Source organism: Vitreimonas sp. (genome assembly GCF_035627415.1).
Lineage (GTDB): Bacteria > Pseudomonadota > Alphaproteobacteria > Caulobacterales > Aquidulcibacteraceae > Vitreimonas.
Window position 1 is genome coordinate 91,181 of sequence record NZ_DASPLU010000038.1, and the last position, 25,451, is coordinate 116,631.

22 protein-coding genes are annotated in these 25,451 nt (G+C 67.3%); 20 read left to right on the plus strand and 2 right to left on the minus strand.

Annotated features, from left to right (window positions below; genetic code table 11):
* Positions 1-22: 22 nt before the first annotated feature.
* The 6 genes from rsmI to VEA80_RS19200 all read left to right on the plus strand — a co-directional run bounded on the left by rsmI (position 23) and on the right by VEA80_RS19200 (position 7,289).
* Positions 23-925, plus strand: a complete 903-nt coding sequence (gene rsmI, locus VEA80_RS19175; RefSeq protein ID WP_414731526.1) for a 16S rRNA (cytidine(1402)-2'-O)-methyltransferase — start codon at positions 23-25, stop codon at positions 923-925.
* Positions 922-1,287 (plus strand): YraN family protein, encoded by a 366-nt coding sequence (locus VEA80_RS19180; RefSeq protein WP_325062403.1) that lies wholly within the window; start codon positions 922-924, stop codon positions 1,285-1,287. The genes rsmI and VEA80_RS19180 overlap by 4 nt, the downstream gene beginning before the upstream one ends.
* Positions 1,288-1,330: 43 nt before the next feature.
* Complete coding sequence (locus VEA80_RS19185) at positions 1,331-2,011, plus strand: BON domain-containing protein (protein ID WP_325062404.1); 681 nt, start codon at positions 1,331-1,333, stop codon at positions 2,009-2,011.
* A gap of 157 nt (positions 2,012-2,168) precedes the next feature.
* Entirely contained in the window at positions 2,169-3,689 is a 1,521-nt protein-coding gene (locus VEA80_RS19190; protein WP_325062405.1) for a YifB family Mg chelatase-like AAA ATPase, read from the plus strand.
* Between the two features lie 24 nt (positions 3,690-3,713).
* Positions 3,714-5,513, plus strand: coding sequence for a response regulator (locus tag VEA80_RS19195; RefSeq protein WP_325062406.1), 1,800 nt, complete (start codon positions 3,714-3,716; stop codon positions 5,511-5,513).
* A gap of 18 nt (positions 5,514-5,531) precedes the next feature.
* Positions 5,532-7,289, plus strand: coding sequence for an AmpG family muropeptide MFS transporter (locus tag VEA80_RS19200; RefSeq protein ID WP_325062407.1), 1,758 nt, complete (start codon positions 5,532-5,534; stop codon positions 7,287-7,289).
* Here VEA80_RS19200 and VEA80_RS19205 read toward each other — a convergent pair.
* Entirely contained in the window at positions 7,286-9,580 is a 2,295-nt protein-coding gene (locus VEA80_RS19205) for an NADP-dependent malic enzyme (RefSeq protein WP_325062408.1), read from the minus strand. The genes VEA80_RS19200 and VEA80_RS19205 overlap by 4 nt on opposite strands.
* Positions 9,581-9,717: 137 nt before the next feature.
* Between VEA80_RS19205 and mutS the strand changes: the two genes are divergently transcribed.
* Complete coding sequence (mutS, locus tag VEA80_RS19210; RefSeq protein WP_349257290.1) at positions 9,718-12,339, plus strand: DNA mismatch repair protein MutS; 2,622 nt, start codon at positions 9,718-9,720, stop codon at positions 12,337-12,339.
* A 3-nt stretch (positions 12,340-12,342) separates the two neighbouring features.
* On the opposite strand, the gene VEA80_RS19215 is transcribed toward mutS, so the two are convergent.
* Complete coding sequence (locus tag VEA80_RS19215; protein WP_325062410.1) at positions 12,343-12,711, minus strand: hypothetical protein; 369 nt, start codon at positions 12,709-12,711, stop codon at positions 12,343-12,345.
* 147 nt (positions 12,712-12,858) lie between these two features.
* On the opposite strand from VEA80_RS19215, the gene VEA80_RS19220 reads away from it, so the two are divergent.
* The 13 genes from VEA80_RS19220 (at position 12,859) to VEA80_RS19280 (ending at position 25,418) form a co-directional block, all read left to right on the plus strand.
* Positions 12,859-15,678: a [protein-PII] uridylyltransferase gene (locus VEA80_RS19220; RefSeq protein WP_325062411.1), complete on the plus strand. Its 2,820-nt coding sequence runs from the start codon at positions 12,859-12,861 to the stop codon at positions 15,676-15,678.
* Positions 15,679-15,718: 40 nt separating this feature from the next.
* A complete protein-coding gene (murJ, locus tag VEA80_RS19225) occupies positions 15,719-17,320 on the plus strand; it encodes a murein biosynthesis integral membrane protein MurJ (protein WP_325062412.1) in 1,602 nt (533 codons plus the stop codon).
* A 113-nt stretch (positions 17,321-17,433) separates the two neighbouring features.
* Positions 17,434-18,480: a tryptophan--tRNA ligase gene (gene trpS, locus VEA80_RS19230; protein WP_325062413.1), complete on the plus strand. Its 1,047-nt coding sequence runs from the start codon at positions 17,434-17,436 to the stop codon at positions 18,478-18,480.
* A gap of 25 nt (positions 18,481-18,505) precedes the next feature.
* The gene (locus tag VEA80_RS19235; protein WP_325062414.1) at positions 18,506-19,027 is read left to right on the plus strand and encodes a universal stress protein; all 522 of its coding nucleotides are present in this window, start codon (positions 18,506-18,508) and stop codon (positions 19,025-19,027) included.
* A 31-nt stretch (positions 19,028-19,058) separates the two neighbouring features.
* The gene (locus tag VEA80_RS19240) at positions 19,059-19,637 is read left to right on the plus strand and encodes a NifU family protein (protein WP_325062415.1); all 579 of its coding nucleotides are present in this window, start codon (positions 19,059-19,061) and stop codon (positions 19,635-19,637) included.
* Between the two features lie 157 nt (positions 19,638-19,794).
* Positions 19,795-20,085, plus strand: a complete 291-nt coding sequence (locus VEA80_RS19245; RefSeq protein ID WP_325062416.1) for a DUF4160 domain-containing protein — start codon at positions 19,795-19,797, stop codon at positions 20,083-20,085.
* The gene (gene tsaB / locus VEA80_RS19250; protein WP_325062417.1) at positions 20,019-20,687 is read left to right on the plus strand and encodes a tRNA (adenosine(37)-N6)-threonylcarbamoyltransferase complex dimerization subunit type 1 TsaB; all 669 of its coding nucleotides are present in this window, start codon (positions 20,019-20,021) and stop codon (positions 20,685-20,687) included. Before VEA80_RS19245 ends, tsaB begins: the two co-directional genes overlap by 67 nt.
* Entirely contained in the window at positions 20,684-21,133 is a 450-nt protein-coding gene (rimI, locus tag VEA80_RS19255; RefSeq protein ID WP_325062418.1) for a ribosomal protein S18-alanine N-acetyltransferase, read from the plus strand. The genes tsaB and rimI overlap by 4 nt, the downstream gene beginning before the upstream one ends.
* A 48-nt stretch (positions 21,134-21,181) precedes the next feature.
* A complete protein-coding gene (locus tag VEA80_RS19260; RefSeq protein WP_325062419.1) occupies positions 21,182-21,616 on the plus strand; it encodes a Fur family transcriptional regulator in 435 nt (144 codons plus the stop codon).
* A gap of 8 nt (positions 21,617-21,624) precedes the next feature.
* Entirely contained in the window at positions 21,625-22,992 is a 1,368-nt protein-coding gene (gene miaB, locus VEA80_RS19265) for a tRNA (N6-isopentenyl adenosine(37)-C2)-methylthiotransferase MiaB (protein WP_325062420.1), read from the plus strand.
* Entirely contained in the window at positions 22,989-23,999 is a 1,011-nt protein-coding gene (locus VEA80_RS19270) for a PhoH family protein (protein ID WP_325062421.1), read from the plus strand. The genes miaB and VEA80_RS19270 overlap by 4 nt, the downstream gene beginning before the upstream one ends.
* Entirely contained in the window at positions 23,989-24,444 is a 456-nt protein-coding gene (gene ybeY, locus VEA80_RS19275; RefSeq protein WP_325062422.1) for an rRNA maturation RNase YbeY, read from the plus strand. The genes VEA80_RS19270 and ybeY overlap by 11 nt, the downstream gene beginning before the upstream one ends.
* Before the next feature lie 116 nt (positions 24,445-24,560).
* Entirely contained in the window at positions 24,561-25,418 is an 858-nt protein-coding gene (locus tag VEA80_RS19280; RefSeq protein WP_325062423.1) for a CBS domain-containing protein, read from the plus strand.
* Positions 25,419-25,451 lie beyond the last annotated feature (33 nt).

Below are 25,451 nucleotides of genomic sequence, written 5' to 3' on the forward strand. Positions count from 1 at the left end.
CGGCGATGATTTGGCGGACGCCATGAACAACCCTTCGTCAGACCCCAACGAGATCGGGCGGGACCGTATCGGCGCCCGCCACCCCAGTCCACCGCTGGAAGCGGGCCTTTATGTGGTGGCGACGCCGATCGGGAACCTGCGTGACATCACGCTTCGGGCGCTCGACGTGCTCGGGGCTGTGGATCGTTTGTATGCGGAGGATACGCGCGTCGCCCGCAAGCTCTTGGATGCGTACGGGCTGAAGCCGCGGCTGGCGGCATATCACGATTACAGCGATGAAGCGGCGCGGGAGGAAATCCTGGCGGCGATGGCGCGCGGCGAAAGCGTCGCGCTCATCTCGGATGCGGGCACGCCGCTCGTATCCGATCCCGGTTTCAAGCTGGCGCGGGCGGTGATCGCGGCCGGTTACCGCGTGTTTCCGATCCCGGGCGCGTCGGCGCTGTTGGCGGGACTGGTGGTCTCGGGGCTGCCGAGCGACCGTTTCCTGTTCGCGGGCTTTCTGCCGGCAAAACAGGGACAGCGCCGCGCCGTACTTGCCGAACTCGCTGAGACGGACGCAACGCTGGTGTTTTACGAAAGCGGGCCGCGCTTGGCGGACTCGCTTGCCGACATAGCGCAGGCGCTTGGGGCGCGGCCGGCGGCGGTGGCGCGCGAGCTGACCAAGATGTTCGAGGAGACGCGCCGCGATACGCTCGATGCGCTCGCGGCGCATTACGCCGAAGCCGGGGCGCCGAAGGGGGAGATCGTCGTGCTGGTGGGCCCGCCATTGCCGAAAGGGGAGGTGAGCGAAGAAGCGCTCGATGCATTCTTGATCGCGGCGCTGCCGCGCGGCGTGAAGGACGCGGCCGCTGACGCCGCGCGCGAACTCGGCGTGCCGCGCAAGCGCGCCTATGCACGCGCGCTCGAACTGAAGGATCGCGCGTGAGCCGCCGGCGCGCCGAGCGCCGCGGCCGCATCGCCGAATGGCAGGCGATGCTCTATCTGATCTGCAAGGGCTATCGCATTCTCGGCCATCGTTTGCGCACGCCATTTGGCGAGGTCGATGTGGCGGCGTGGAAGGATGATGTTCTCGTCATCGTCGAAGTGAAGGCGCGCCGCACCTATGACGCCGGCGCCTATGCGGTGACGCCGATGGCGCAGCAGCGGATCGCGCGCGCGGCGCAGACCTTGGCCGGCCGCTGGCGGCTGATGCATGCGCCGATCCGGTTCGATCTGGTTGTGGTCGGCGCCGGATGGTTGCCGAAACATGAACGCGCGGCTTGGTACTACGAACAGCTCGGCGCCTGATCTTAAGTGTGCCGAAACGATCCAGGCGGAGAATGGCCGCATCATGCGCGTACTCGCCGTCATCATCACTCTGTTCGCGGCCGGCGCCGGCGCGAGCGGCTGCACCACCGCCGCGATCGGCACGGTCGCCAGCGTCGGCGTCTACGCTGCGCAGGACCGCACGATCGGCGAAGGCATCGACGATGCGGCGGCGTCGCAGCAGGTTAAGGTGCGTCTGTTGGCGGCCGACCGCGTCGCCTTCCAAGAGGTCGACGTCGAAGTCGCCAACCGCAATCTGCTGCTCTCGGGCACGGCGCCGACGGCGGAGCATCGCCAGGCCGCGGAGACGATCGCGCGCAGCGTGCGCACGATCGATAATGTCTACAACGAGATCGTGATCGGGCAGCCGTCGACCTTAGTGCGCAACGCGCAGGATGAATTGATCACGGCGCAGATCCGCGCGCGCCTCACGGCGAGCCGCGCCGTGCGGGCGATCAACGTCAACATCGAGACGTTCCACGGCAACGTGTACCTGATGGGCACCGCGCGCTCCGAAGAAGAGTTGCGCCGCGCGGCCGAGATCGCGAGCGTGGTCGGCGGCGTGCGTCGGGTCGTTTCATTCATGCAGGTGCGCGCGCCGGATGCGCCTTATTACGCGCAAGCCGAGGCAAGGCCGCCGGCGCCGGAATATCGCGGCGATGGAGATGACGACGCCGTCGAGAGCGCCTCCGCCGACCCGTACTAAATTCCAAGTAATCGGCCCGTTTTCCTTGGCGCGTCCGCCCGCCTGGGGGTAAGTTTGCGAGTAACGTAGCGCGGCGGGCGTTCCGTTCTTTTTCTGTTGCGCATTCGTTCTACATCTGTACGATATCAGCTTCCGTCTGTGGATAAGGGCGGCAGCCATGCAGACATGCGCCAATGTGGCCACGGTCGCGTTCGCGGGACTCGAAGCGCGCCGGATCGAGGTCCAAGTCCAACTCGCGCCGGGGACCCACGGCATCGTCATCGTCGGGCTTGGGGATAAAGCCGTCTCCGAAGCACGCGAACGGGTGCGCGCCGCGTTCGCCTCGATCGGCCTCGCCATTCCGGCGGGGCGGCTCGTCATCAATCTCGCGCCCGCCGACATGCCGAAAGAGGGGACGCACTACGATCTGCCGATCGCGCTCGCGACGATGGCGGCGATCGGCGCGCTGCCGCACGACGCGTTGGATGGCGTCGTCTGTTTCGGCGAAGTCGGGCTCGACGGCGCGCTGGCGCCGGCGCCAGGCGCGCTGCCCGCGGCGATGGCGGCGCACGGCATGGGCGCGGCGTTCATCTGTCCCGAAGCGTGCGGCGCCGAAGCGGCGTGGGCCGGCGGCGAAGTGATCGCCGCGCCGTCGCTGCTGTCGCTAGTCAATCACTTTCGCGGCGGCGCGGCGCTAAAGCCGCCCGAGCGCGGCGATCTCATCGCCGGCGCGAGCGTGCCGGACCTGCGCGACGTGCGCGGGCAGGAGCAGGCCAAGCGCGCGCTCGAAATCGCGGCGGCGGGCGCGCACAATATTCTGTTCGTCGGCCCGCCGGGCGCCGGCAAGTCGATGCTGGCGCAGCGCTTGCCGGGATTGCTGCCGCCTTTGTCGTCGGAAGAATTGCTCGAAGTGTCGATGCTGCATTCGGTGGCGGGGCTGCTGGAGCGCGGTCGGCTGACGCGCACGCGTCCGTTTCGCGCGCCGCACCATTCGGCCTCGATGGCGGCGCTTGTCGGCGGCGGGCTGCGGGCGAAACCGGGCGAGATCAGCCTCGCGCACCAGGGCGTGCTGTTTCTGGACGAGCTGCCGGAATTTTCGCAACAAGCGCTCGATGCGCTGCGCCAGCCGCTGGAGTCGGGGCAGGTGCTGATCGCGCGCGCCAATCATCACGTCACCTATCCGGCGCGCATTCTCCTCGCGGCGGCGATGAATCCGTGCCGCTGCGGCGGCGGCTCGGGCGCGGGCGTCTGCCGGCGCGGACGCTGCGCGATCGACTATCAGGCGCGGCTCTCCGGTCCGCTGCTCGATCGGATCGACATCCAGCTCGACGTGCCGCCGGTAACGGCCGCCGACTTGGCGTTGCCGCCGCCGATCGAAGGCACGGCGGAAGCGGCCGCGCGCGTCGGCCGCGCCCGTGAAGCGCAAACCGCGCGCGAAGCAGGGCTCAATGCGACGCTTGCGCTCGAAGATCTGGAGCGCGTCGCCGCGCCCGATGCGCCAGGCGCGGCGCTGCTGGCGAAAGCGGCGGAATCGCTGGCCCTCTCGGCGCGCGCCTACCACCGCACCTTGAAAGTCGCGCGCACCATCGCCGACCTCGACGGCTCGGACGCCGTGCGCCGCATCCATGTCGCCGAGGCGCTCAGCTTGAAACGTCAGTGGGCCGGCGCCGAGCAAGGCGCATTCGCTAAGGTTTCTTAACCCGCCGCGCCGCTTATCGGAGGCATGGCTCAGCCAGCCGCCGCCTATGCGTTCGATGCGTTCGAAGCAATGCCCGACCCGGTCGCGCTGCTTGCGGCGGATGGCGCGCTTCTGCGCGCCAATGCGCCGTTCCGCGATACATTCCGGCATTGGATTGGGCCGCAGCGCCCGCCCTGGGGCAGGGTGCAAGCGCCCGAATTCGTCAAGGGCGAGCGCCGCTTCGAAGCGCCCGCGCCGGACGGGCGCCGCTTCGAATGGGCCGAACGCGTGCTGCCGGACGGCGCGCGCCTCGCCATCGCCCGCGACATCACCCGCCACGTCGAAGCGGCGGAAGACGCGCTGCGCGCCAAGACCACTCTGTTCGCCACGCTGACGCACGAATTGCGCACGCCGCTCAACGGCATCCTTGGGATGGCCAACCTGCTCGATCTCGGCGAGCTGGCGCCGAACGCGAAGACCTATGTCGGCGCCATCAAGCAATCGGGCGAATTGCTGCTCGACATCATCACCGAGATTCTCGACTACTCGCGGCTCGAAGCGGGCCGCGTGGTGCTGGAATCGGCGCCGTTCGATCCCGAGGCGACGATGCAGGACGTCGCCGAACTCCTGTCGCCGAAGGCGCACGATAAGGGCCTCGAGATCGCCGTGACCATTCGCGGCGAGGCGCCGGCGCGCGTCATCGGCGATGACGGCCGCTTGCGGCAGATCCTGTTCAATCTTGCCGGCAACGCGGTGAAGTTCACCGAGCAGGGCGGCGTCACGATCGAACTGGCGCAGCGGCCGAACGGGCGCTTGCGCTTCAACGTGCGCGACACCGGCCCGGGCGTCGCGCCCGAGAAGCAGGCGCTGATCTTCGAAGAGTTCGCGCAGGCCGACGCCGGCGTCGCGCGCCGCCACGGCGGCACGGGGCTCGGGCTCGCCATCGTCAAGAAGCTGGCGCATGCGATGGGCGGCGAGGTCGGCCTCGTCTCGCGTCCGGGCTTCGGCGCCAGCTTCTGGGTCGAGCTGCCGCTGCCGCCTGCCGAAGACGCGCCGAGCCCGCCGCCGTCGCTCACCGGCGTGCGCGCCTGCGTGCTCAGCCGCTCGCAGCTGCTGGCGCAGGCGCTGCGCGGTTCGCTGGCTTCGCTCGGCGCACAGAACGTGGAGCGCGAGGACAGGCCCGACCTCCTCTTGTTCGATTGGCGCGACGATGTCGACGGCGAGGAGATCGACGCGCTGAAGCGCAGCGCCCGCGCCGTGATCGCGCTGATCGCGCAGGAGGAGCGCGAGACGATCGAACGCTGCCGCGCCGCCGGCCTTGAACACTACACGCTGAAGCCGGTGCGCCGCCGCTCTTTGGCCGAGCGCATCAAGGTCGCGCTCGGGGAGGCAGACGGCAAGACGCTGGCGCACGTGCAGCAGGCGGACGCGGCGCCGCTCGCGCTCACGGGGCTGCGCGTGCTGCTGGCCGAGGACAACCCGATCAACGCGCTGCTCGCCCGCACGTTGCTTTCGCGCGCCGGCTGTGTCGTCACCGACGTGCGCGACGGCGAGGAGGCGGTGGCCGCCGCGGCCGCCGCGGCGTTCGATCTCATCTTGCTTGATATCCGCATGCCGCGGCTCGACGGCCTCGCCGCGGCGCAGCGCATCCGCGCGGGAGGAGGGCGGTCGGCGGCCGCGCCGATCGTGGCGCTGACGGCCGATGCGGGCGAGGCGGAACGCGTACAGGCGCGCCGGGCAGGCATGGACGACTTCGTCACCAAGCCGATTGACGCCGGCCGGCTGCTCGCGGTCGCAGCCCGCTTTACCGGCCGCCCGAACCCCGCCACGTTCGCGGAAGAATAGGGCCGCGGAGGAACCTCGATGTCGGAAGCAGCCGCGGAGCCGAAACGCTCCACTTGGGACGCTATCTCGGTCTTCTTCGAGCGCCGCGCGCTGATCATGCTGATGCTCGGCTTTGCCGCGGGTCTGCCGAACCTGCTCATCTATGACACGATTTCAGCGTGGATGCGGCAGGCGAAGATTCCGCTCGATGTGATCACTCTGTTCAGCTTGGTGACGATCACATACGCGATCAAGTTCCTCTGGGCGCCGGTGGTCGATCGCGTGCGGGTGCCGATTTTCCATCAGCTGTTCGGCAAACGCCGGGCTTGGATGCTGCTGGCGCAAATCGGCATTGTCATTGGCATCTGGGCTATTGCAGCGAACATGCCGCCGGTATCTGCCGCAGTCGCCGGCAGCGTCGAAGGCGCGGTGCAGCCCGATCCAAACATCAGCATCATTGGCGTGGTTGCCGTGCTTGCGGCGATCACGGCGCTGTTCGGCGCGACGCAGGACATTGCCATCGATGCCTGGCGCATCGAGGTCGCCGCCGTCGAACGTCAGGGCGTGATGGCGGCCGCGTACCAGTGGGGTTACCGGCTAGCGGTCGTCGTCTCCGGCGCGGCGCCGCTGTTCCTCGCCTCGCGTATTGGTTGGACCGCTGCTTATTCCAGCATGGCGATCGTCATGGCGGTTGGCGTGCTTGGGGTGCTGCTGGCGCCGCGCGAGAACAGCGTCGAGCCGAAGCCGCTGCCGCCGGCGACGACGCCAATCTGGATGGAAGCGCTCGAGTGGGCGGCGCGGATTGCGCTGATGGCGTTCGGCGCCTGCTTCATCGGCGCGGGCCTTTCGGGCAAACCCGAGCCGATCAGCTTCATGTTTCCGTGGGTAGGTCTCGCTGACGCTACGCCAGGCTTCGCCGAGCTGTGGGCCAGCAAGCCGTGGGGCGCCATCTGGCAGGTGATCGCTGTCGCCTTCGGATTGGGCGTGGTCGCCCTGGCGACCTATCCGCTCATCAAGTCGCGGCCGAGCGCGTACTTTGCCGGCACATTGAAGGAGCCGCTGGAGGACTTCTTCAAGCGCTATCGCGGCACTGGCGCGCTGATCCTGGCGATGATCTGCGTCTATCGCATCGCCGATTTCGTGCTGAACCTGATGACGGCGTTCTATGTCGATGTCGGCTTTACGCTCGACGAGATCGCTGGCGCGCGCAAACTGTTCGGCGTGCTGATGTCAATGCTGGGCGTAGGGCTCGGCGGCTGGGCAGTGGCGCGATTCGGCTTGATGCGCTCACTGATCATCGGTGCGGTGCTCCAGCCTTTGTCGAACGTCGCGTTCGGCCTGCTGACGTTCACTGGGCCGTGGCTGCCGGGGCTCTACCTTTGCATCGCCGTCGACAATATCTCCGCCGGCATCGCAGGCACCGCGCTCATCGCTTACATGTCGAGCCTGACCAGCCTCGGCTTTACCGCGACCCAGTACGCGCTGTTTTCTTCACTCTACGCACTGCCGGGGAAGATACTCGCGGCGATCTCGGGCCGTATCGTCGAAGGCGCGATCGCCGGCGCGACGGCGGGGCAGATGAATTGGCTGCGCTCCTGGTTCACAGGCATGTCGCCAGAAGCGTTCGCCGCGGTGTCCGCTTCACGCGGCGTGCCGATGCAGGCCTTCGCGGTCGGCTACATGACCTTCTTCATCTACTCGGCAATCATCGGCGTGGCGGCGCTTGTGCTGGCGTTGCTGATCATGCGCAAGGCGCCGCCGCCGACGAAGAAGGAAGAGAATCCCGCGCCGGCTTAAGCCGGCTTGGCCTCGCCCTTCGCCTCCGCCGCCTGGAACGCGGCCAAGGTCGCGAACGTCACGATGTCAGACACAGCGCCGCCGAGCGGGGCGATCTGGATCGGTTTCGACAAGCCGGTCAGCACCGGGCCGATCACGGTCGCGCCGCCGGCGGTGGCGAGCAGGCTGGTGGCGATCGAGGAGGAGTGCAGCGCCGGCATCACCAGCACGTTGGCCGGCTCCGACAGGCGCGAGAACGGATAGAGCTCGCGCATGTTCGCGTGCAGCGCGACGTCGACGTTCATCTCGCCTTCGTACTCGAAATCGATCTCCTCGCGCCGGTCGAGGATCGACACGGCGTCGCGGATCTTCTCCGAGCGCTCCATCTTCGGATTGCCGAAGGTGGAGTGGGAGAGTAGGGCAACGCGAGGCGTTGCGCCGAATTGGCGCGCCATCGCCGCCGATTGCAGTGTGATCTGCGCCAACTCCGGCGGATTGGGAAACTCCGCCACCGAAGTGTCGCTGATGAAAAGCGTGCGGCCCTTCATAAGCACGATCGACATGCCCATGACGCGCTCGCCGCGCGCAGGATCGATCGCCTTCAGCACGTCGTCGAGCACAGTGGCGTAGTTGCGCGTCACGCCGCTCACCATGCCGTCGGCGTGGCCGCAGGCGACCATGCAGGCGGCGAAGACGTTGCGGTCCTGGTTCACCAGACGCTGCGCGTCGCGATAGAGGAAGCCGAAGCGCTGCAGCCGGCCGTAGAGAAAGTCCGTGTATTCGGCGTTGTGCTCGGAGAGGCGCGCGTTCTCGATACGCAGCTCCGCATGCGCGGGCACGCCGAGCTGGGCCATGTTGGCGCGGACCAGCTCCTCGCGGCCCACCAGCACGGCATTGCCGAGCCCGAGTTCGCGGAACGCGTAGGCGGCGCGGATCACCGCGGACTCTTCGCCCTCGGCGAAAACAATGCATTTGGGCTTGCGGCGCACCACGGTCTGCACACGCTGCATGAGCGCGGCGGTCGGATCGAGCCGCTGCGCCAGCGCGTGCTTGTAGGCCTGCATGTCGGTGATCGGCCGGCGGGCGACGCCGGTGTCCATCGCCGCTTGCGCCACGAAGGGCGGGATTTCGGAGATGAGCCGAGGATCGAACGGGGCGGGGATGATGTAGTCCGGTCCGAACTTCGGCCGCCGGCCGTGATAGGCGGCGGCGACTTCGTCCGGCACGTCTTGCTTGGCAAGATGCGCCAGCGCGCGCGCGGCGGCGATTTTCATCTCTTCATTGATCGTGCGCGCGCGCACGTCGAGCGCGCCGCGGAAGATGTAGGGAAAGCCGAGAACGTTGTTGACCTGGTTGGGATAGTCGGAGCGGCCGGTGGCGACGATGGCGTCCTTGCGCGCCTCGTGCACCTCTTCTGGCGTGATCTCCGGATCGGGATTGGCCATGGCGAAGACGATCGGCTGCTTGGCCATCGACTTCACCATGTCCTTCGTCACCGCCCCGGCGACGGAAAGGCCCATGAACACGTCCGCGCCTTTCATGGCCTCTGCAAGCGTGCGCGCTTTGGTGTCGACGGCGTGCGCGGCCTTGAACTGGTCCATGCCGGTCGGACGGCCGCGATAGACGACGCCTTCGCGGTCGCAAACGATGACGTTCTCGTGCGGCACGCCCATGTGCTTGATCAGTCCGATGCAGGAGAGGCCGGCGGCGCCGGCGCCGCTGACGACGACCTTGATCTCCTCCAGCTTGCGCCCAGTCAGTTCGCAGGCGTTGAGCAGGCCGGCGGCGGCGATGATCGCGGTGCCGTGCTGGTCGTCGTGAAACACCGGAATGTCGAGCTCGTCGCGCAGCCGGCTCTCGATGACGAAGCACTCGGGGCTCTTGATGTCTTCAAGATTGATGCCGCCGAAGGTCGGGCCGATGTTGCGAACCGTCGTGATGAATTCCTCGACCTCCTGCGTCGTCACTTCGATGTCGATCGAGTCGACGTCGGCGAAGCGCTTGAACAGGACGCTCTTGCCTTCCATCACCGGCTTCGAGGCCATGGCGCCGAGATTGCCGAGTCCCAGAATGGCGGTGCCGTTGGAGATGACAGCGACGAGATTGCCCTTGGCGGTGTAATCGTAGGCGCGGTCCGCATCCTCCGCGATCGCCTTGACCGGTGCGGCGACGCCCGGGGAATACGCGAGCGAAAGATCGCGCTGGGTCGCCATCGGCTTGGTCGGCGTGATCGAAATCTTGCCGGGCGTCGGCGAGCGGTGAAAATCGAGCGCCTCGGCGTCGGTGAAACTCTTCTTCGTGCTGTCGGGCATGGGGTAGTGCGGTCCGCTTGTCGGCGCGCACCCTAACCGCGCGAGTCCGCCGGTCAATGGAAGTCCGGCCTTCGAGCCGCTAAAGCTGGCCGGTGGCCGATTCCTCCCATCCGGCGCCGGTGAAGGCGAGCCCTTTCATGGCGCAATACCTCGCCGCCAAGGCCGAGCATCCGGACGCGCTCGTCTTCTTCCGCATGGGCGATTTCTACGAGCTGTTCTTCGAGGATGCGGAGCAGGCCGCCGGCGCGATCGGCATCACCTTGACCAAACGCGGCCAGCACGGCGGCGAGCCGATCCCGATGGCCGGCGTGCCGTGGCACCAGGCGGAGAACTATCTCTCCAAACTGATCCGCGCCGGCTTCAAGGTGGCGATCTGCGAGCAGCTGGAAGATCCGGCCGAAGCGAAGAAGCGCGGCTCGAAATCGATCGTGCAGCGCGGCGTGGTCCGTGTCGTCACGCCCGGCACGCTGACGGAAGAGGGGCTGCTGGACGCGCGCGCCGCCAATCGGCTGGCGGCGGTCGCGTTCGACGGCGACGCGGCGGCGATCGCCTGGGCGGATGTGTCGACCGGCGCGTTCGAGACACGCGCGGTGAAGCTGACGGAGCTCGAAGGCGAGATTGCTGCGCTCGCGCCGGCGGAAGTGCTGGCAGCCGACGCCGACGCGGACAAGGTGCAGGAGGCCGCGCGTCTCATCGGCGCAGCGCTCACGCCGCGGCCAAGCGTGAAGGCCGATGCGAAAACGGCGGCGCGGCGGATCAAGGCCGCGTTCGAAGTCGCGGCGCTCGACGCGTTCGGAGAGTTCGGCGCAGCCGAACTCTCGGCGATGGGTCTGCTGCTCGATTATGTCGAACTCACCCAGGCTGGCGCCGCGCCGCGCCTGATGCCGCCGCGGCGCAACGCCGAGCGCGCCTTCATGGCGATCGACGCGGCGACGCGGGCGGCGCTCGAGATTGACCGCTCCGTCCGCGGCGGCCGCGACGGCTCGCTGCTCGCATGCGTCGACCGCACCGTCACAGCGGCGGGCGGACGGCTGCTCGCCGAACGGCTTGCGCGGCCGCTGACGGACGTCGCCGCGATCGGCGCGCGGCTAGACGCGGTGCAGTTCTTTCTGGGCGCGCGCGAGCGGCGCGCGGGCGTGCGCGAGGAGCTCCGTGCAGCCGGCGATCTGGCGCGCGCGCTGACGCGGTTGGCGCTTGGCCGTGGCGGCCCGCGCGACTTGGCGCATCTCCGTGACGGCTTGCAGGCCGGCGAACGCGCCGCGGCGCGTCTCCTCGGCGCGGGCGACGAAGCGCCCGCTGAAATCGCCTGTGCCTGCGCGGCGCTAGCGCTGAGTTCGCATCCGGACAGCGCGTTCTTGGCGCAAGCGTTGGAGCGGGCGCTGGCGCCCGACCTGCCGTTGCTGGCCCGAGACGGCGGCTTCATAGCGCCGAACTGTGATGCGGCGCTCGATGAAGCGCGGGCGCTGCGTGACGACAGCCGCAAGGTGATCGCCGCGCTGCAGGCGCGCTACGCCGAAGAGGCCGGAATCCCGGGCCTCAAGCTCAAGCACAACAACGTGCTCGGCTATCATATCGATGCGACGGCGAAGCAGGCCGAAACGCTGATGGCGCCGCCGCTCAACGCGCGCTTCATCCATCGCCAGACCAACGCCGGATCGGTGCGGTTCACGACGACCGAGCTCGCGGAGCTCGACGCGAAGATATCGCGCGCCGGCGAGGCGGCGCTGGCGCGCGAGCTCACGCTGTTCAAGGACTTCGCCGCGCGCGCGGCCGCCAACGAGACGGCGATCCGCGCCGCCGCCGAAGCGCTGGCGGTGCTGGATGTGTCGGCCGCGCTGGCGGAGTGGGCCGAAGAAGCGCAGGCGACACGGCCCGAGATCGATGACACCACAGCGCTGTTGGCTGAAGCCGCGCGCCATCCTGTGGTCGAAGCCGGCGTGCGCCGCGAAGGGCAGGGCTTCACCCCCAATGACGCGCGCCTCGATGCGGACGGGAAATCCGGGCCGCGCCTCATGGTGGTCACCGGCCCGAACATGGCCGGCAAGAGCACCTATTTGCGTCAGCTCGCGCTGCTGGCGGTGTTGGCGCAGTCCGGCTCGTTCGTGCCGGCGCGCAAGCTGCGGCTCGGCGTCGTCGATCGCGTGTTCGCCCGTGTCGGCGCTTCCGACGATCTCGCCCGTGGACGCTCCACTTTCATGACCGAGATGGTCGAGACCGCGGCGATCCTGAACCAGGCCAGCGCGCGCGCCCTCGTCGTGCTGGATGAGATCGGCCGAGGAACCGCGACGTTCGACGGACTCGCCATCGCCTGGGCGGTGGCGGAACACCTGCACGAAGCCAACCGCTGCCGCGCCGTGTTCGCGACGCACTATCACGAGCTCACGAGGCTGGCGGAGAAGCTGGAGGCCGGCGCCAACGCGCACCTGCGCGCCAAGGAGTGGAAGGGCGACCTCGTGTTCCTGCACCAGGTGGCGCCTGGCCCGGCGGACCGGTCCTACGGCATCCAGGTCGCGAAGCTCGCCGGCTTGCCGCGCAGCGCAGTCGAGCGCGCACGCACTGTGCTCGCGCGGCTCGAGGCGACCGGCGGGGCGGCGCGTGTAGAGATCGTGGATGAGCTGCCGCTGTTTGCGACCGTGATCGCCGAAACCGCGCTCTCGCCGCTTGAAGCGGCGCTCGGCGAGATCAATCCGGACAATCTCACGCCGAAGCAGGCGCTGGACGCGCTCTATCGGCTCAAGACCCTGAAATCAGAGGATTAAAGCCTAGGGCTGCTGCGGCTCTTGCGCTGGCTGTTCGGCCGGATCGGTCAGCATCGGGGGCCGACTGTTCACGGTGTCGCGTGCCTCGTCCATCGCCGCACCGGAAATAATGTTGTCACGAATGAGCGGCGTCGTGCCGGTCTGCACCAGGACGGAGAGGAACACTCCCAACAGGGCGCCCAGGACCAAGCCCGAAACGCCCCAAAGCGAAGCGGCGAACCAATAAGCCGAAGCGCGCTCGCTTTTGATGCGCTGGAAGAACAGCTTCTGGTCCATCAGCGCTTCAAGGTTGGCGCGAGCGGGGTGGTCATGCACCTGATGCTCTTGATCGACCGGGTTCAGCCGAATCGTCTTGCCGCCGCCTTTGCGCATCGAGGAGGTCTCCCGCCCATGTCCTGGGACTAGCTTTGGCTGTGCCCGCGAATTGAGGCAAGTTTGCGTGTGCTGTTTTACGAAGAAGTCACCTCATGTGCCTCTCGCTGTGGCGCCTTATCCCCAGAATGACGAAATATCCGTGACATGACAGCCCGGCTGAAGCCTGCCCGCATCGAGGACGTCGTCGACGGTCTGCATCTGCGCACCCAGCTCAGCGCCGCCTATCAGTCGGAAGGCGAGGGCGCTCGCGGCACGGTGCGCAAGCTGCTGCACGGCGCTTTGTTTCGGGGCCGGATGATCGCCAAGGAGCGATTGGAGGCGGGCGAGGACGGCCTCTCGGTGGCGCGGCTGCTCAGCGCCGTCGCCGACGAGGTGGTGAGCGCGCTTTACGACTACACCACGACGCACGTCTTCCGCGCCCGCAATCCCACCGCCGGCGAGCGCTTCGCGGTGATGGCCGTCGGCGGCTATGGCCGCGGCGAACTTGCGCCCTCGTCCGACCTCGATCTCCTGTTCCTGCGCGCCTACAAGCCGACGCCGTTCACCGAAAGCGTCACCGAGTACATGCTCTACATGCTCTGGGACATGGGGCTGAAGGTCGGCCACTCGTCGCGCAATGTCGACGAGTGCCTGAAGCTCGCGCGCGAGGACCACACGATCCAGACCGCGCTGCTGGAATCGCGCCGCGTAGCCGGCGACGTTTCGCTTTCAGAAGAGCTGCAGACCCGCTTCCGCAAGGAAGTGGCCGAGCGTAATCATGCTGGCTTCATCGCCGCCAAGCTCGCGGAGCGGGACGAACGCCACGCGCGCGTAGGCTCCTCGCGCTACATGGTCGAGCCGAACATCAAGGAAGGGAAGGGCGGGCTGCGCGACCTGCACACGCTGTTCTGGATGGCGCGCCATCGCTACGGCTTCTTGCGCCCGCGCGATTACGTCGAGGCGGGCGTGTTCACTGAAGAGGAGCGGTTCGCCTTCCGGCGCGCGCTCGAATTCCTCTGGACCGTTCGCTGTCATCTGCATTTCGTCACCGGCCGGGCCGAGGAGCGGCTGACGTTCGATCTGCAGCCGGAGTTGGCCAAGCGCCTCGGCTACGGAGGACGCGCCAATCAGAGCGGAGTCGAGCGCTTCATGAAGCGCTATTTCCTGGTGGCGAAGGAAGTCGGCGCGCTGACGCGGGTTCTATGCGCGCAGCTCGAGGCCGACGACGCCAAGCAATCGCCGCGCGGGCTGCAGCGTCTGCTGCCTTCGTCGCGCAAGCGGCCGGCGCCGATCGAGCCGGGCTTCCATATCGATGCCGGGCGTCTCAACATCGACTCCCCCGCGGTGTTTGACGAGCCCGCCAACATCTTGCGACTGTTCGAGATCGCCGAGAAGCGCGACCTTGACATCCATCCGGCGGCGTTCGGCGAAGCCGGCCGCCGCGCGCGCATGACCGGCCCGGCCTGGCGCAAGAATCCGGTCGCGCGCGCATCGTTCCTCGAAGTGGCGACATCGAAGCGCCGCCCCGGGGCGGCGCTTCGGCTGATGAACGAAGCCGGCGTGCTCGGAAAATTTCTGCCCGAGTTCGGCCGCATCGTCGCGCAGATGCAGTTCAATATGTATCACCATTACACGGTGGACGAGCATACGCTGCGCGCCATCGATGCGATGGCGGAAATCGAGCACGGCCGGCACAAGGATCGGCATCCGCTGTCGACGGAGATCTTCTCCAAGATTATCAACCGGCGCGCGCTCTATCTCGCCATGCTGCTGCACGACACCGGCAAGGGCGAGGGCGATCAGCAGATCGAAGGCGAGAAATCCGCGCGCGCGGCATGCGAGCGCTTGGGACTGCCGCAGGAAGAGGTCGATCTCGTCGGCTGGCTGGTGCGCCACCACCTGGTGATGAGCGATTTCGCGCAGAAGCGCGATATCGGCGATCCGCGCACCGTCGCGCAGTTCGCCAAGGTGGTCGGCAATGTCGAGCGCCTGCGTCTGCTGCTCGTCCTCACCGTGGCGGACATCCGCGCCGTCGGGCCCACAGTGTGGAATGATTGGAAGGGCCAGCTGCTGCGCGACCTCTATCGCCTCACCGAGGCGGCGCTGCACGGCGGCCGCTCCGACGAAGACGGCGTACGCGGCCACATGGCCGAGATCGCCGCCGCCGCCAAGCAGGAGCTGATCTCCGGCATCGGCGGCGCGCGCGCGGAAGTGCTGCAAGGCTGGCTCGAGGCGCTGGAGGACGGCTACTGGCTCAACCACGACGCCGACGCGCTGCGCTGGCACGCGCTCGAAATCATGCGCGCGCGCAGCGCGCAAGCAATTCCGCATGTCGCCACCCGCATACGCGAAGTGCAGGGCGTGACCGAAGTGCTGATCTACGCGCAAGATCGGCCCGGCTTGTTTGCAAGCCTCGCCTCCGCGATCTCCGCCAGTGGCGCGGATATCGCCTGGGCGCACGTCCATACGACGAGGGACGGGGCGGCGTTCGACGTATTCTCGATTCAAACCGCGGACCATCGCCCGTTCGGCGCGCACGACACGTACGCGTTGGAAGCGCTGATCGCGCGTTTGAAAGATGCGGCAGTGGCGGATCATCCCCCGCCTGCGGCCAAGCCGGCGTCGCGCCGCAACGCCGCGTTCGCGATCGAGCCTTGGGTGCGGCTCGACAACGACATCACGCCCGGAGCGACCGTCATCGAGGCGTCGGGCCGCGATCGCCTGGGTCTCCTGGCCGAGCTTGCGCGCGTGTGCGCTGAGGCGCAGGTCTCGATCGTCAGCGCGCATATCGACACGTACGGCGAGCGTGCTTCGGACGTGTTCTATGTGCAGGAGCAGGAGGGTGGGGGCCAGATCGCCAGCGCGCGCCGCATCGCGGCGGTGCGGGCGAAACTCGAGAGCGTGCTAAGGGCCGCCGAACCTGCGGCGCCGGCCGATCCGGCCAAGGCGCCGCTCGCAGTCGCCCGCGCCTCGACGGCGCGCTGACGCTGCGCTAGACACGCGCGCTGCTTTCTCCGGGGAATCGATGAGCTTAGCCCGCAATACGCTGGTGCAATCCGCGTTCACGCTTGGCAGCCGCGTGTTCGGGTTTCTGCGCGACGCCGTCATCGCTGCGCGCATCGGCGCCGGCCCGGTCGGTGATGCGTGGCAAACGGCCCTGCAGTTTCCCAACCTCTTCCGCCGCCTCTTCGCCGAAGGCGCCTTCGCCCAGGCGTTCGTGCCCATCTACGCGCGCATCGAAGCCGAACGCGGGCCCGAAGCGGCGCAGCAGGCGGCGTCGGAAGCGATGAATGGTCTGCTCGCGGCGACGGCGGCGTTCTCCATCCTCGCCCAGATCGCGATGCCGTGGATCATGCTGGTCGTGCACGCCGGCTATCGCGACGACCCGCTGCACTTCAATCTCACCGTGGCGATGACGCAGCTGACGATGCCGTATCTCGTCGGCATGGCGATGTCGTCGCTGTTCTCGGGCGTCCTGAACAGCGCCGGCCGCTTTGCGCTCTCGGCGTTCGCGCCGACGCTCCTGAACCTCGTCGTACTGGCGGCGGTGCTGCCTTTCGAAGATCCATACCAAGCTGCCTATGCCGCCTCCATTGGCGTCACCATAGCCGGCGTCCTGCAAGCGGTCTTGCTGGCGTTCGGCATGCTGCGGCTCGGCGTCAAGTTGCGCTTCGCGTTGCCGCGATGGACGCCGGACCTTCAGCGCATCGTCGCCGTGGCTGTGCCCGGAGCGGTGGCCGGCTCCGCGATGCAGATCAATATTGTCGTCAGTCAGGTGCTGGCGTCGCTCGAAGTCGGCGCCAAGTCGTGGCTGGCATTCGCCGACCGTCTTTATCAGCTGCCGCTCGGGCTAATCGGCGTCGCCATCGGCATCGCCATTTTGCCGCGCCTCGCCCGCGCCACGCGGATTGGCGACTCAGCGGATGAGGCGCGCACAATGGACGACGCCATCACCCTGTCGATGGCTTTTACCCTGCCGGCTGCGGCCGCGCTCGGCGTGGCGCCGTTCTTCCTACTCGACGGCTTTTGGACGCGCGGCGAATTCACGTCGGCGGACGCGCGCATGTCCGCGCTGGCGCTGCAGCACTTTGCTTGGGGAGTGCCGGCGTTCGTGCTCGTGAAGGTGTTCACACCGCCATTCTTCGCGCGCGAGGATTCACGGCGGCCGATGCAGTTCGCGCTGGTCACCGTGGCGCTCAACGTCGTCTTCGGCGTCGCGCTGTTCTTCGGTTTGCGCGAGTTCGGCGTACCGGGCTTCATGGGCCTCGCCATCGCCACTAGCCTCGCTTCCTGGGTCAACGTGCTGCTGCTTTCCCTGACGCTCGCCCGCAGAGGCATGTATCGGCTCGGCGGCGCAGCGGCGTCCCGACTGGTGCGCATCGCCTTGGCGACGACGCTCATGGCGGGCGCGATTGGCGCGGCCGCTTATTATCGGCCGGTCGTAGTCGAAGCGTTGGGCTCAAAGGAGGTGGCGGTTCTGGCGGTCTGCCTCGCCGGATTCCTGCTGTACGCCGTGCTCGCCTTGGCCTTCGGCGCGGTCCGACTCTCGGAGATCCGCGGCGCGCTGCGGCGGGAGCGCGTGGCGCCGGACGGGGGAGACGGCTTGCCGCCGGGCTTGGACGGCTGATAGAAGCGCGCGTCATGAACACGAGAACGCACCTCTGGCGATGGCGGGCCTGACCTGACGCCGCTTCCGCGCGCAGCGAAACGCGCGCCCGTTCTCATGTTCCGGAGTTTCCCATGACCGACGCCCCCCAAGAGACGAGGGCGCCCGACTACAAGGGCCCCAAACGCGTATTCTCAGGCATGCAGCCGACCAACGGCCTGCATCTCGGCAATTATCTCGGCGCGCTGCAGAAGTTCGTCGCGCTGCAGGACCAGTACGAGTGCATCTATTGCATCGTCGACCTGCACGCGATCACCACCGGCCCCGATCCGGAGAATCTGGTCAGCCGCTGCCGCGAAGTCGCCGCCGCCTATGTCGCCGCCGGCGTCGATCCCAAGCGCTCGACCATCTTCATCCAGTCGGCCGTGCGCGAGCACACGGAGCTCGCGTGGCTGTTCAACTGCGTCGCCCGCATGGGCTGGGTCGAGCGCATGACCCAGTTCAAGGACAAGGCCGGCAAGCACAGCGAGCGCGTCAGCGTCGGGCTGTTCGACTATCCGGTGCTGCAGGCGGCGGACATCCTGCTCTACAAGGCGACCCACGTGCCGGTCGGCGAAGACCAGAAGCAGCACCTGGAGCTCTCCCGCGACATCGCCCAGAAGTTCAACAACGACCACAATGCGCCGGGTTTTTTCCCGCTGCCGGAGCCTTTGATCCAAGGCCCCGGCGCGCGGATCATGAGTCTGCGTGACGGGACGAAGAAGATGTCGAAGTCCGATCCCTCGGACATGACGCGCATCAACATGACCGACGACGCCGACACCATCCTCACCAAGATCAAGAAGGCGACCACCGACCCGCAGCCGCTGCCGGAGACCAAGGATGGTCTCGCCGGCAGAGCGGAGGTGGAGAACCTGGTCGGCATCTTCGCCGCGGTCACCGAACGCAGCGTCGAGGACGTGCTGACGGAATTCGGCGGCAAAGGCTTCGGCGTGTTCAAGCCGGCGCTGGCGGAGGCGCTGTCGTCCAAGCTGGCGCCGATCGCCGCCGAGATGCGCCGGCTTCAGGCCGACACCGCAACGCTCGACGCGATTCTGAAGGACGGCGCCGAAAAAGCGCGCGCGGTGGCGCAGCCGATCATGGCCGAGGTCCGCGACGTGGTCGGCCTCTGGCGCGCGTGAGGCTTTTGCGCCAGCATCGCCGCCCATGAGTGAGGCCAAGACCTACGCCTGTCTCGTCGTCGCCGACGAGAGCGAAGAGTTTCCGGACGCGCTGATCTATGCCGGCCTGCTGTGCCGGAACAGCGGCTGGCGCCTCGTCATGCTGCGCGTGATCGAACCGTCTGATCCGGCGCCTTGGGCCTCGATCACCGACGAGATGCGCCGGCAAGCGCGGGATGCGGCGGAATCGCTCACCCAGCGCTTCGCTGCCGAAGTGTGGGCCGAATGCGGCGTCACCGCAGAGCCCGTGCTGCGCGAAGGGGATTTGAAGCCGGAGCTGCGCAAGCTTCTCGACGAGGATAGCTCGATCAAGCTGGTCGTGCTCGCGGCGGCGGCCGGCGCGGGCGGGCCGGGCCCCTTGGTGGCGCAGCTGGGCAAAGCCGGCGGGCTCGGGCCGCGGCCGGTGCCGGTGCTGGTGGTGCCCGGCGCGCTTTCGCGCGAGGAGATTCGCCGACTCGCCATCATCGGCGCTGCGCCGCCGCCGCCCGAGGCGCCGCCGCCCGCTTGACCCGTTTTGCGCAAAGGCCCACCTGACGGCCATGTTCATCCAAACGGAATCGACGCCGAATCCGCGCACGCTCAAGTTTCTCCCCGGCCGCGACGTGCTGGGGCAGGGCAGCCGCGAATTCGCCGACGCGGACGCCGCGCTCGCGTCGCCCCTGGCGATGGCGCTGTTCGATGTGGACGGCGTCGAGCGCGTCTATCTGGGCGGCGACTTCATCACCGTCACCAAGAGCGAAGCGATCGAGTGGCCGCACCTGAAGCCGCATGTGTTGGCGGCGATCATGGACCACTTCACCGCTGGCCGCCCCGTGCTGGGCGACGCCGCGGCGCCCGCGGACGGCGCCGATGAAGCCGACATCGCCTATGAAGGCGAGGCGGCCGACATCGTGAAGGAGCTGAAGGAAATCATCGAAGCGCGCGTGCGCCCGGCTGTGGCGCGCGACGGCGGCGACATCACCTTCCATTCCTGGGACCACGATCAGGGCGTCGTCCGTCTCAACATGCGCGGCTCCTGCGCCGGCTGCCCGTCCTCGACGCTGACCTTGAAGCAGGGCATCGAAAACATGCTCCGCCACTATGTGCCGGAAGTGAACCGGGTGGAGCAGGTGGTCTAGCTGCTGCTAACCCCCCCAGGGTTACTTCCAAAGTCCCTTGTGATAATGTGCGTAGTACGCACAAAAGGGCCGCCAGCTTTTGCCAAGCTTGCCCAGGGAACACCATCCGATGGATACTAGCGTCTCTACGCAGGATTTGGGCGAGGACCTGTATCTCATGTCGAACGTGCAGCCGTCAGAGAGCGGATTGCCGTTCGTCGTCTATATTTCCGAGAAGCAGGGCCGGCACGACGTTCGGGTGAAGGTGGGAAAGCCGCCGAACTTCGTCGCTGCCGTGTCCGTTCGCCCGAGCGTGGAGCTGCTTGCGGGCGATCTCAGCAATCGGGATCTTGAGCTGGTTCGTCAGTGGATTGAGCTCAACCGCGACATCATCGTCGCTCATTGGGAAGGCAAGATGCCTTCGTCTCGCGATGTGCTGAACGCGCTCAAGCCGCTCCCGAAGGGTTAGCCCCGCTGCTCGTTGTCGGCATCGACACGGCGCTCGACGCGTGCTCCGTCGCCATCGTGCGCGACGGCGACGTCTTGGCTTCGCTCTCCGAGCGCATGAGCAAAGGCCAAGCCGAACGCTTGGCGCCGATGGCCCGTGACGCCGCCGAACAGGCCGGAATCGCCTTTGCGGATCTCGATCGCGTCGCCGTCACGACCGGACCGGGCTCCTTCACCGGCGTGCGCGTCGGCCTCTCGTTCGCGCGGGCGCTTGCGCTTGCGCTCGCCAAGCCGTGCATCGGCGTCTCCACGCTGGAGGCGCTCGCGCTCGAAGACGGCGATGAGGGTTTTCGCGCCGCTCTGATCGAAACGCCGGGCGCGTCTTATGTCGCGCTTTACCTCGATGGCGTTCCCGTCATTCCGCCTAGCGGCGTCGAGCGCGGCGAGCACGAGGCGCTGTTGCGCAAAGCTGCGGCCGGCAAGCGGTTCAGCCTCAGAGGCCTGGGCGTCACCGTTGACGCCGCCGTTCTCGCCCGGCGCGCGGCGCGGCTCGATCCGGCGCACTACCGACCGGAGCCGGCCTATTTGCGCGCGCCGCATGTCACTTTGCCGGGCGGCGCATGATCGAAGCGGCAGGTCCCGAAGCATGCGAACTGCTCGCCGGTCTGCACGCGCGCGCGTTCGACAAGCCGTGGTCCGCAGCCGAGATGGCGAAGCTGTTGGACAATTCCGCCGTGTTCGCCCTGATCGAGCGCGAACAGTCGCCGCGCGGCTTTGTCATGGCCTGGACCGCGGCGGGCGATGGGGAGATTCTCACGGTGGCAGTGGTCCCCGAGATGCGGCGGCAAGGCGTTGGCGCGGCGCTCGTCTCGGCGGCGAGCGCGGCTGCTCTGGTGCGGGGCGCCGCCTCCATGCATCTGGAAGTGGCGGAGACTAATCTCGCCGCGCGCGCGCTCTACGCCAAGCTGGGCTACGCGGAAGCGGGCCGGCGCGCCGCTTACTACGCCGGCGAGGGCGGGTCGGTGGACGCCATCGTCATGCGCCGGGATTTGCCCCGCCCGCCGGTTTGACGAGCCTCTCAGTGGACAGGGGACGCGCGGAAAGGGTAAGTCTCGCCCATGGACCGGATCGAAAAACTCTGCGTCGAGAAGGGTATGCGCATGACCGAGCAGCGCCGCGTGATCGCGCGCGTCGTTTCGGAGAGCCATGATCACCCGGACGTCGAAGAACTTCACCGTCGCGCGGCGGCGATTGATCCGGGCATCTCCATCGCCACTGTCTACCGCACGGTGCGCCTGTTCGAAGAAAGCGGCATCCTCGAGCGGCACGACTTCCGCGACGGGCGCTCGCGTTACGAGGAAGTGCCGGAACACCACCACGATCACCTGATCGACATGAAGACGGGCCAGGTCGTCGAATTCTGCGACCCGGAGATCGAGCGGCTGCAACAAGAGATCGCCAAACGGCTGGGCTACAAGCTGGTCGATCACCGGCTCGAGTTGTATGGCGTGCCGCTCGACGACAAAGCCAAGGCCGCAAAGAAGGCCAACTGAGAAGATTGATGTCCGACCAGCAGCGGCCAGAACTGAAGCGTCTCTTTATGGAGACGTATGGCTGCCAGATGAACGTCTATGACAGCGAGCGCATGCGCGATGTGCTGACGCCGCTGGGCTATGCGATCACCGAGAAGCCGGACGACGCCGATCTCGTCATCCTCAACACCTGCCATATTCGCGAAAAGGCGACCGAGAAGGTCTATTCCGAGATCGGGCGTCTGCGCGCGCACAAGGAGCGCCGCGCATCGGAAGGCAAGGGCATGACCATTGCCATCGCCGGCTGCGTCGCGCAGGCGGAAGGTGAGGAGATTATCGCGCGGGCGCCGGCGGTGGATCTGGTGGTCGGCCCGCAAGCCTATCACAAGCTGCCGGAGCTGATCGCGCGCGCCGCGCGCAAGACCGGCGAGCGGCTGGCCGCCGATTTCACCGCGCAGGAAAAGTTCGATGCATTGCCCGCGCGCGCGCCGGACGGCGTGACGGCGTTCCTCTCGATCCAGGAAGGCTGCGACAAGTTCTGCACGTTCTGTGTCGTGCCGTACACGCGCGGCGCCGAGTACTCGCGTCCGCTCGCCGACGTCGTGGCCGAAGCGCGCGGCTTGGCCGATCGCGGCGTGCGCGAGATCACTTTGCTCGGCCAGAACGTGAACGCCTATCACGGCGAAAGCCGCGGCGGCGTGGCGAGCTTCGCCGAGCTTCTGAACGTGCTGGCGCAGATCGACGGTGTCGAGCGGCTGCGCTACACGACTTCGCACCCGATCGAGATGACGGATGAGCTGATCGCTCTGCACGGCGCGGAGCCCAAGCTGATGCCGTACCTGCACCTGCCGGTGCAGTCAGGCTCCGATCGCATCCTCAAGGCCATGAACCGCAAGCACGACGGCGCGTTCTATCGCGACATCGTCGCACGACTGCGCGCCGCGCGGCCCGACATTGCGCTCTCGACCGATTTCATCGTCGGCTTTCCCGGCGAGAAGGCGCGCGAGTTCGAAGAAACGATGCAGTTGGTGCGGGACGTCAACTTCGTCTCCGCGTTCTCGTTCAAGTATTCGGCACGCCCCGGTACGCCCGCCGCGGCGATGATGGGGCAGGTGAGCGAAGAAGAGAAATCCGAGCGGCTGGCCCGCCTGCAGGCGCTGCTTGCCGAGCAGCAGCGCGCCTTCAACGGCTCGCAAGTGGAGCGCGTGCTCCCGGTGCTAGTCACCGGCGACGGCCGCAAGGCTGGCCAGAAGCACGGCCGCACCCCATATCTGCAAGCGGTGCACTTCGAAGACACAAAAGCTCAGAACGGCGACATCGTCCCGGTGCGCATCCTCGCCGCTTCGCAGAACTCGCTGACGGGCGCGCGCCTCGAAATGGCGCCGGAGGCGGCGTGACGATAACGTCCTCCGGCGGCGAGCAGGCGCGCGTTATTACGCTTTCAGAGGCTGGCGTCGCGCAAGCCGTGTTCGGCCCGCTGCACCGCCATCTCGCGCACATCCAAGAAGCGTTCCGCGATCCCAACGCGCCGCGCGGCGCGCCGGCCTACAGCGTCACGCTCGATGCGCAAGGCGATCGTCTCACGGTGCGCGCGCGCACCGCCGCGGATCTCGAGCGCGTGCAGCGCATCATCGACGCGCTCGCCGATCTCGCCCGTCGCAAAGGCAAGATCCGGGAGGGCGACGTGCTGGCGGCGATCTCGTTCTCCGAAGGCGCGAGCGACACGTCGACGCCGCTGAGTCTGCCGCAGCTGGGCGGTCTCACGCTGCGCACGCCGCGGCAGGTCCATTACGTTGAAGCGCTGCGTGACGAGAACATCGATCTCATCTTCGGCGTGGGTCCGGCGGGTACGGGCAAGACCTTCCTCGCCGTCGCCGCCGCGGTCGAAGCTTTGAAGCAGGAGCGCGTCGATCGCATCATCGTCACGCGCCCGGCGGTCGAGGCCGGGGAGAAGCTCGGCTATCTGCCGGGCGATCTCGCCGAAAAGGTCGATCCCTATCTGCAGCCGATCTGGGACGCGTTCCGCAGCCAGATGAACGAGAACGATCTGAAGGCTCGCCGCGAGCGCCGGCAGATCGAAGTGGCGCCGCTCGCCTTCATGCGCGGCCGCACACTGACCAACGCCTTCGTCATCGTCGACGAAGCGCAGAACTCGACCGTGCTGCAAATGAAGATGGTGCTGACCCGTCTCGGCGAAGGCTCGCGCATGGTGGTGACCGGCGATCCCTCGCAGATCGATCTGGTGCGACCCGATCAATCGGGCCTCGCGCACGCCATCACCATCCTCGAACACATCCCCGGCGTCGAAGTGATCCGCTTCGCCACGCAGGACGTCGTGCGTCACAGGCTCGTCGCACACATCGTCGAAGCTTATCATCGCGATGAGAGCGGCCGTGTCGGATGAGATCCCGTTCGAGGTGGACATCCTCGCCAACTCGCCCTTGTGGAAGGGCAGGGAGGAGGCGCTCGCCAAGGCGCTGGCGGCGGCGGCCTCGGCTGAAGCCGTAGGCGGAACGGTATCGCTGCTGCTGGGCGATGACGCTTCGATCGCTGCGCTCAACAAGGAATTCCGCGGCAAGGACGGGCCGACCAATGTTCTGTCGTTTCCGCCGGCCGAAACGGGCGGCGAGGAGGGCTTCCTCGGCGACATCGCTATGGCGGCGGAAACCATTGCCGCAGAAGCCGAATTTCAAGGTAAATCGCTCGATCACCACGCCGCCCACATCGTCGTGCACGGATTTCTGCACTTGTTGGGCTATGATCACATGAACGCGGCCGACGCCGAGAAGATGGAAGCGCGCGAGCGCACTATCTTAGCGTCTCTGGGAATCGACGATCCCTACGCCTAAAGCCGCTCGAGGAGTGCGACGCACTTAAGATGGTTGATACTGCTGACGAAGCCGAACCTTCGCGAAGACGCGCGGGCCTTATTCAACGTTTATCGCGAGTGTTCTCGCGCGAAAGGTTGGGGTCCGCCGCCGCTGTGGAGGAAGCGCTGCGCGCCGGCGAAGAGAGCGGCGTGACGCTCGAGGGCGCGCACAAGGACATGATCCTGCGCGCCGCGCGGTTCGATCGCCTGAGAGTTGCCGACGTGATGCGGCCGCGGGCGGAGATCGTCGCCATCGAAGCGTCCGCGACATTGGGCGAAGCGGCTGCAGTCTTCTCGGAAAGCCAGCATTCGCGTCTGCCGATTTATGGCGAAACGCTCGACGATCCGCACGGCTTCGTGCACGTCCGCGACGTGCTCGCCCTAGTGACGCCGGGCGAAGAGGGCGTGCAGCAGGCGCAGTTCTCGGACCGCTCGTTGTCGCGGATTCGGCGCGACATCCTGTTCGTGCCGCAGTCGATGACCTTGGCGACGCTGTTCCTGAAGATGCAGTCCAGCCGCATCCACCTCGCGCTCGTGGTCGACGAGTACGGCGGCACCGACGGTCTGGTCTCGATGGAGGATCTGGTCGAGCAGATCGTCGGCGCGATCGAGGACGAACACGACGTCGATACGGCGCTGGTGCTGGAGCGCCCGCCTGGCGCCTTCGAAGCCGACGGGCGCGCGCCGATCGATCAGTTGGAAGCCAAGTTCTCGGCCAGCTTGGCGTTGCCCGACCACGAGGACGAGTTCGACACCGCGGCGGGCTTGGCGGTGGCGCTGGCGGGCAGATTGCCGCAGCGCGGCGAGATTCTGCACCACCCGGGCGGTTTCGATGTCGAGATCGTCGACGCCGACCCGCGCCGGGTCAAACGCATACGCGTCAAGAGATCGGCGTCAGATGCGCTCGCCGCTCAACCGCCGCAAGCGCCCAACCTCCGACAAAAGAACGCGTGACGGTTGACGTGTCCGCCGGTGCGCGCTCCAACC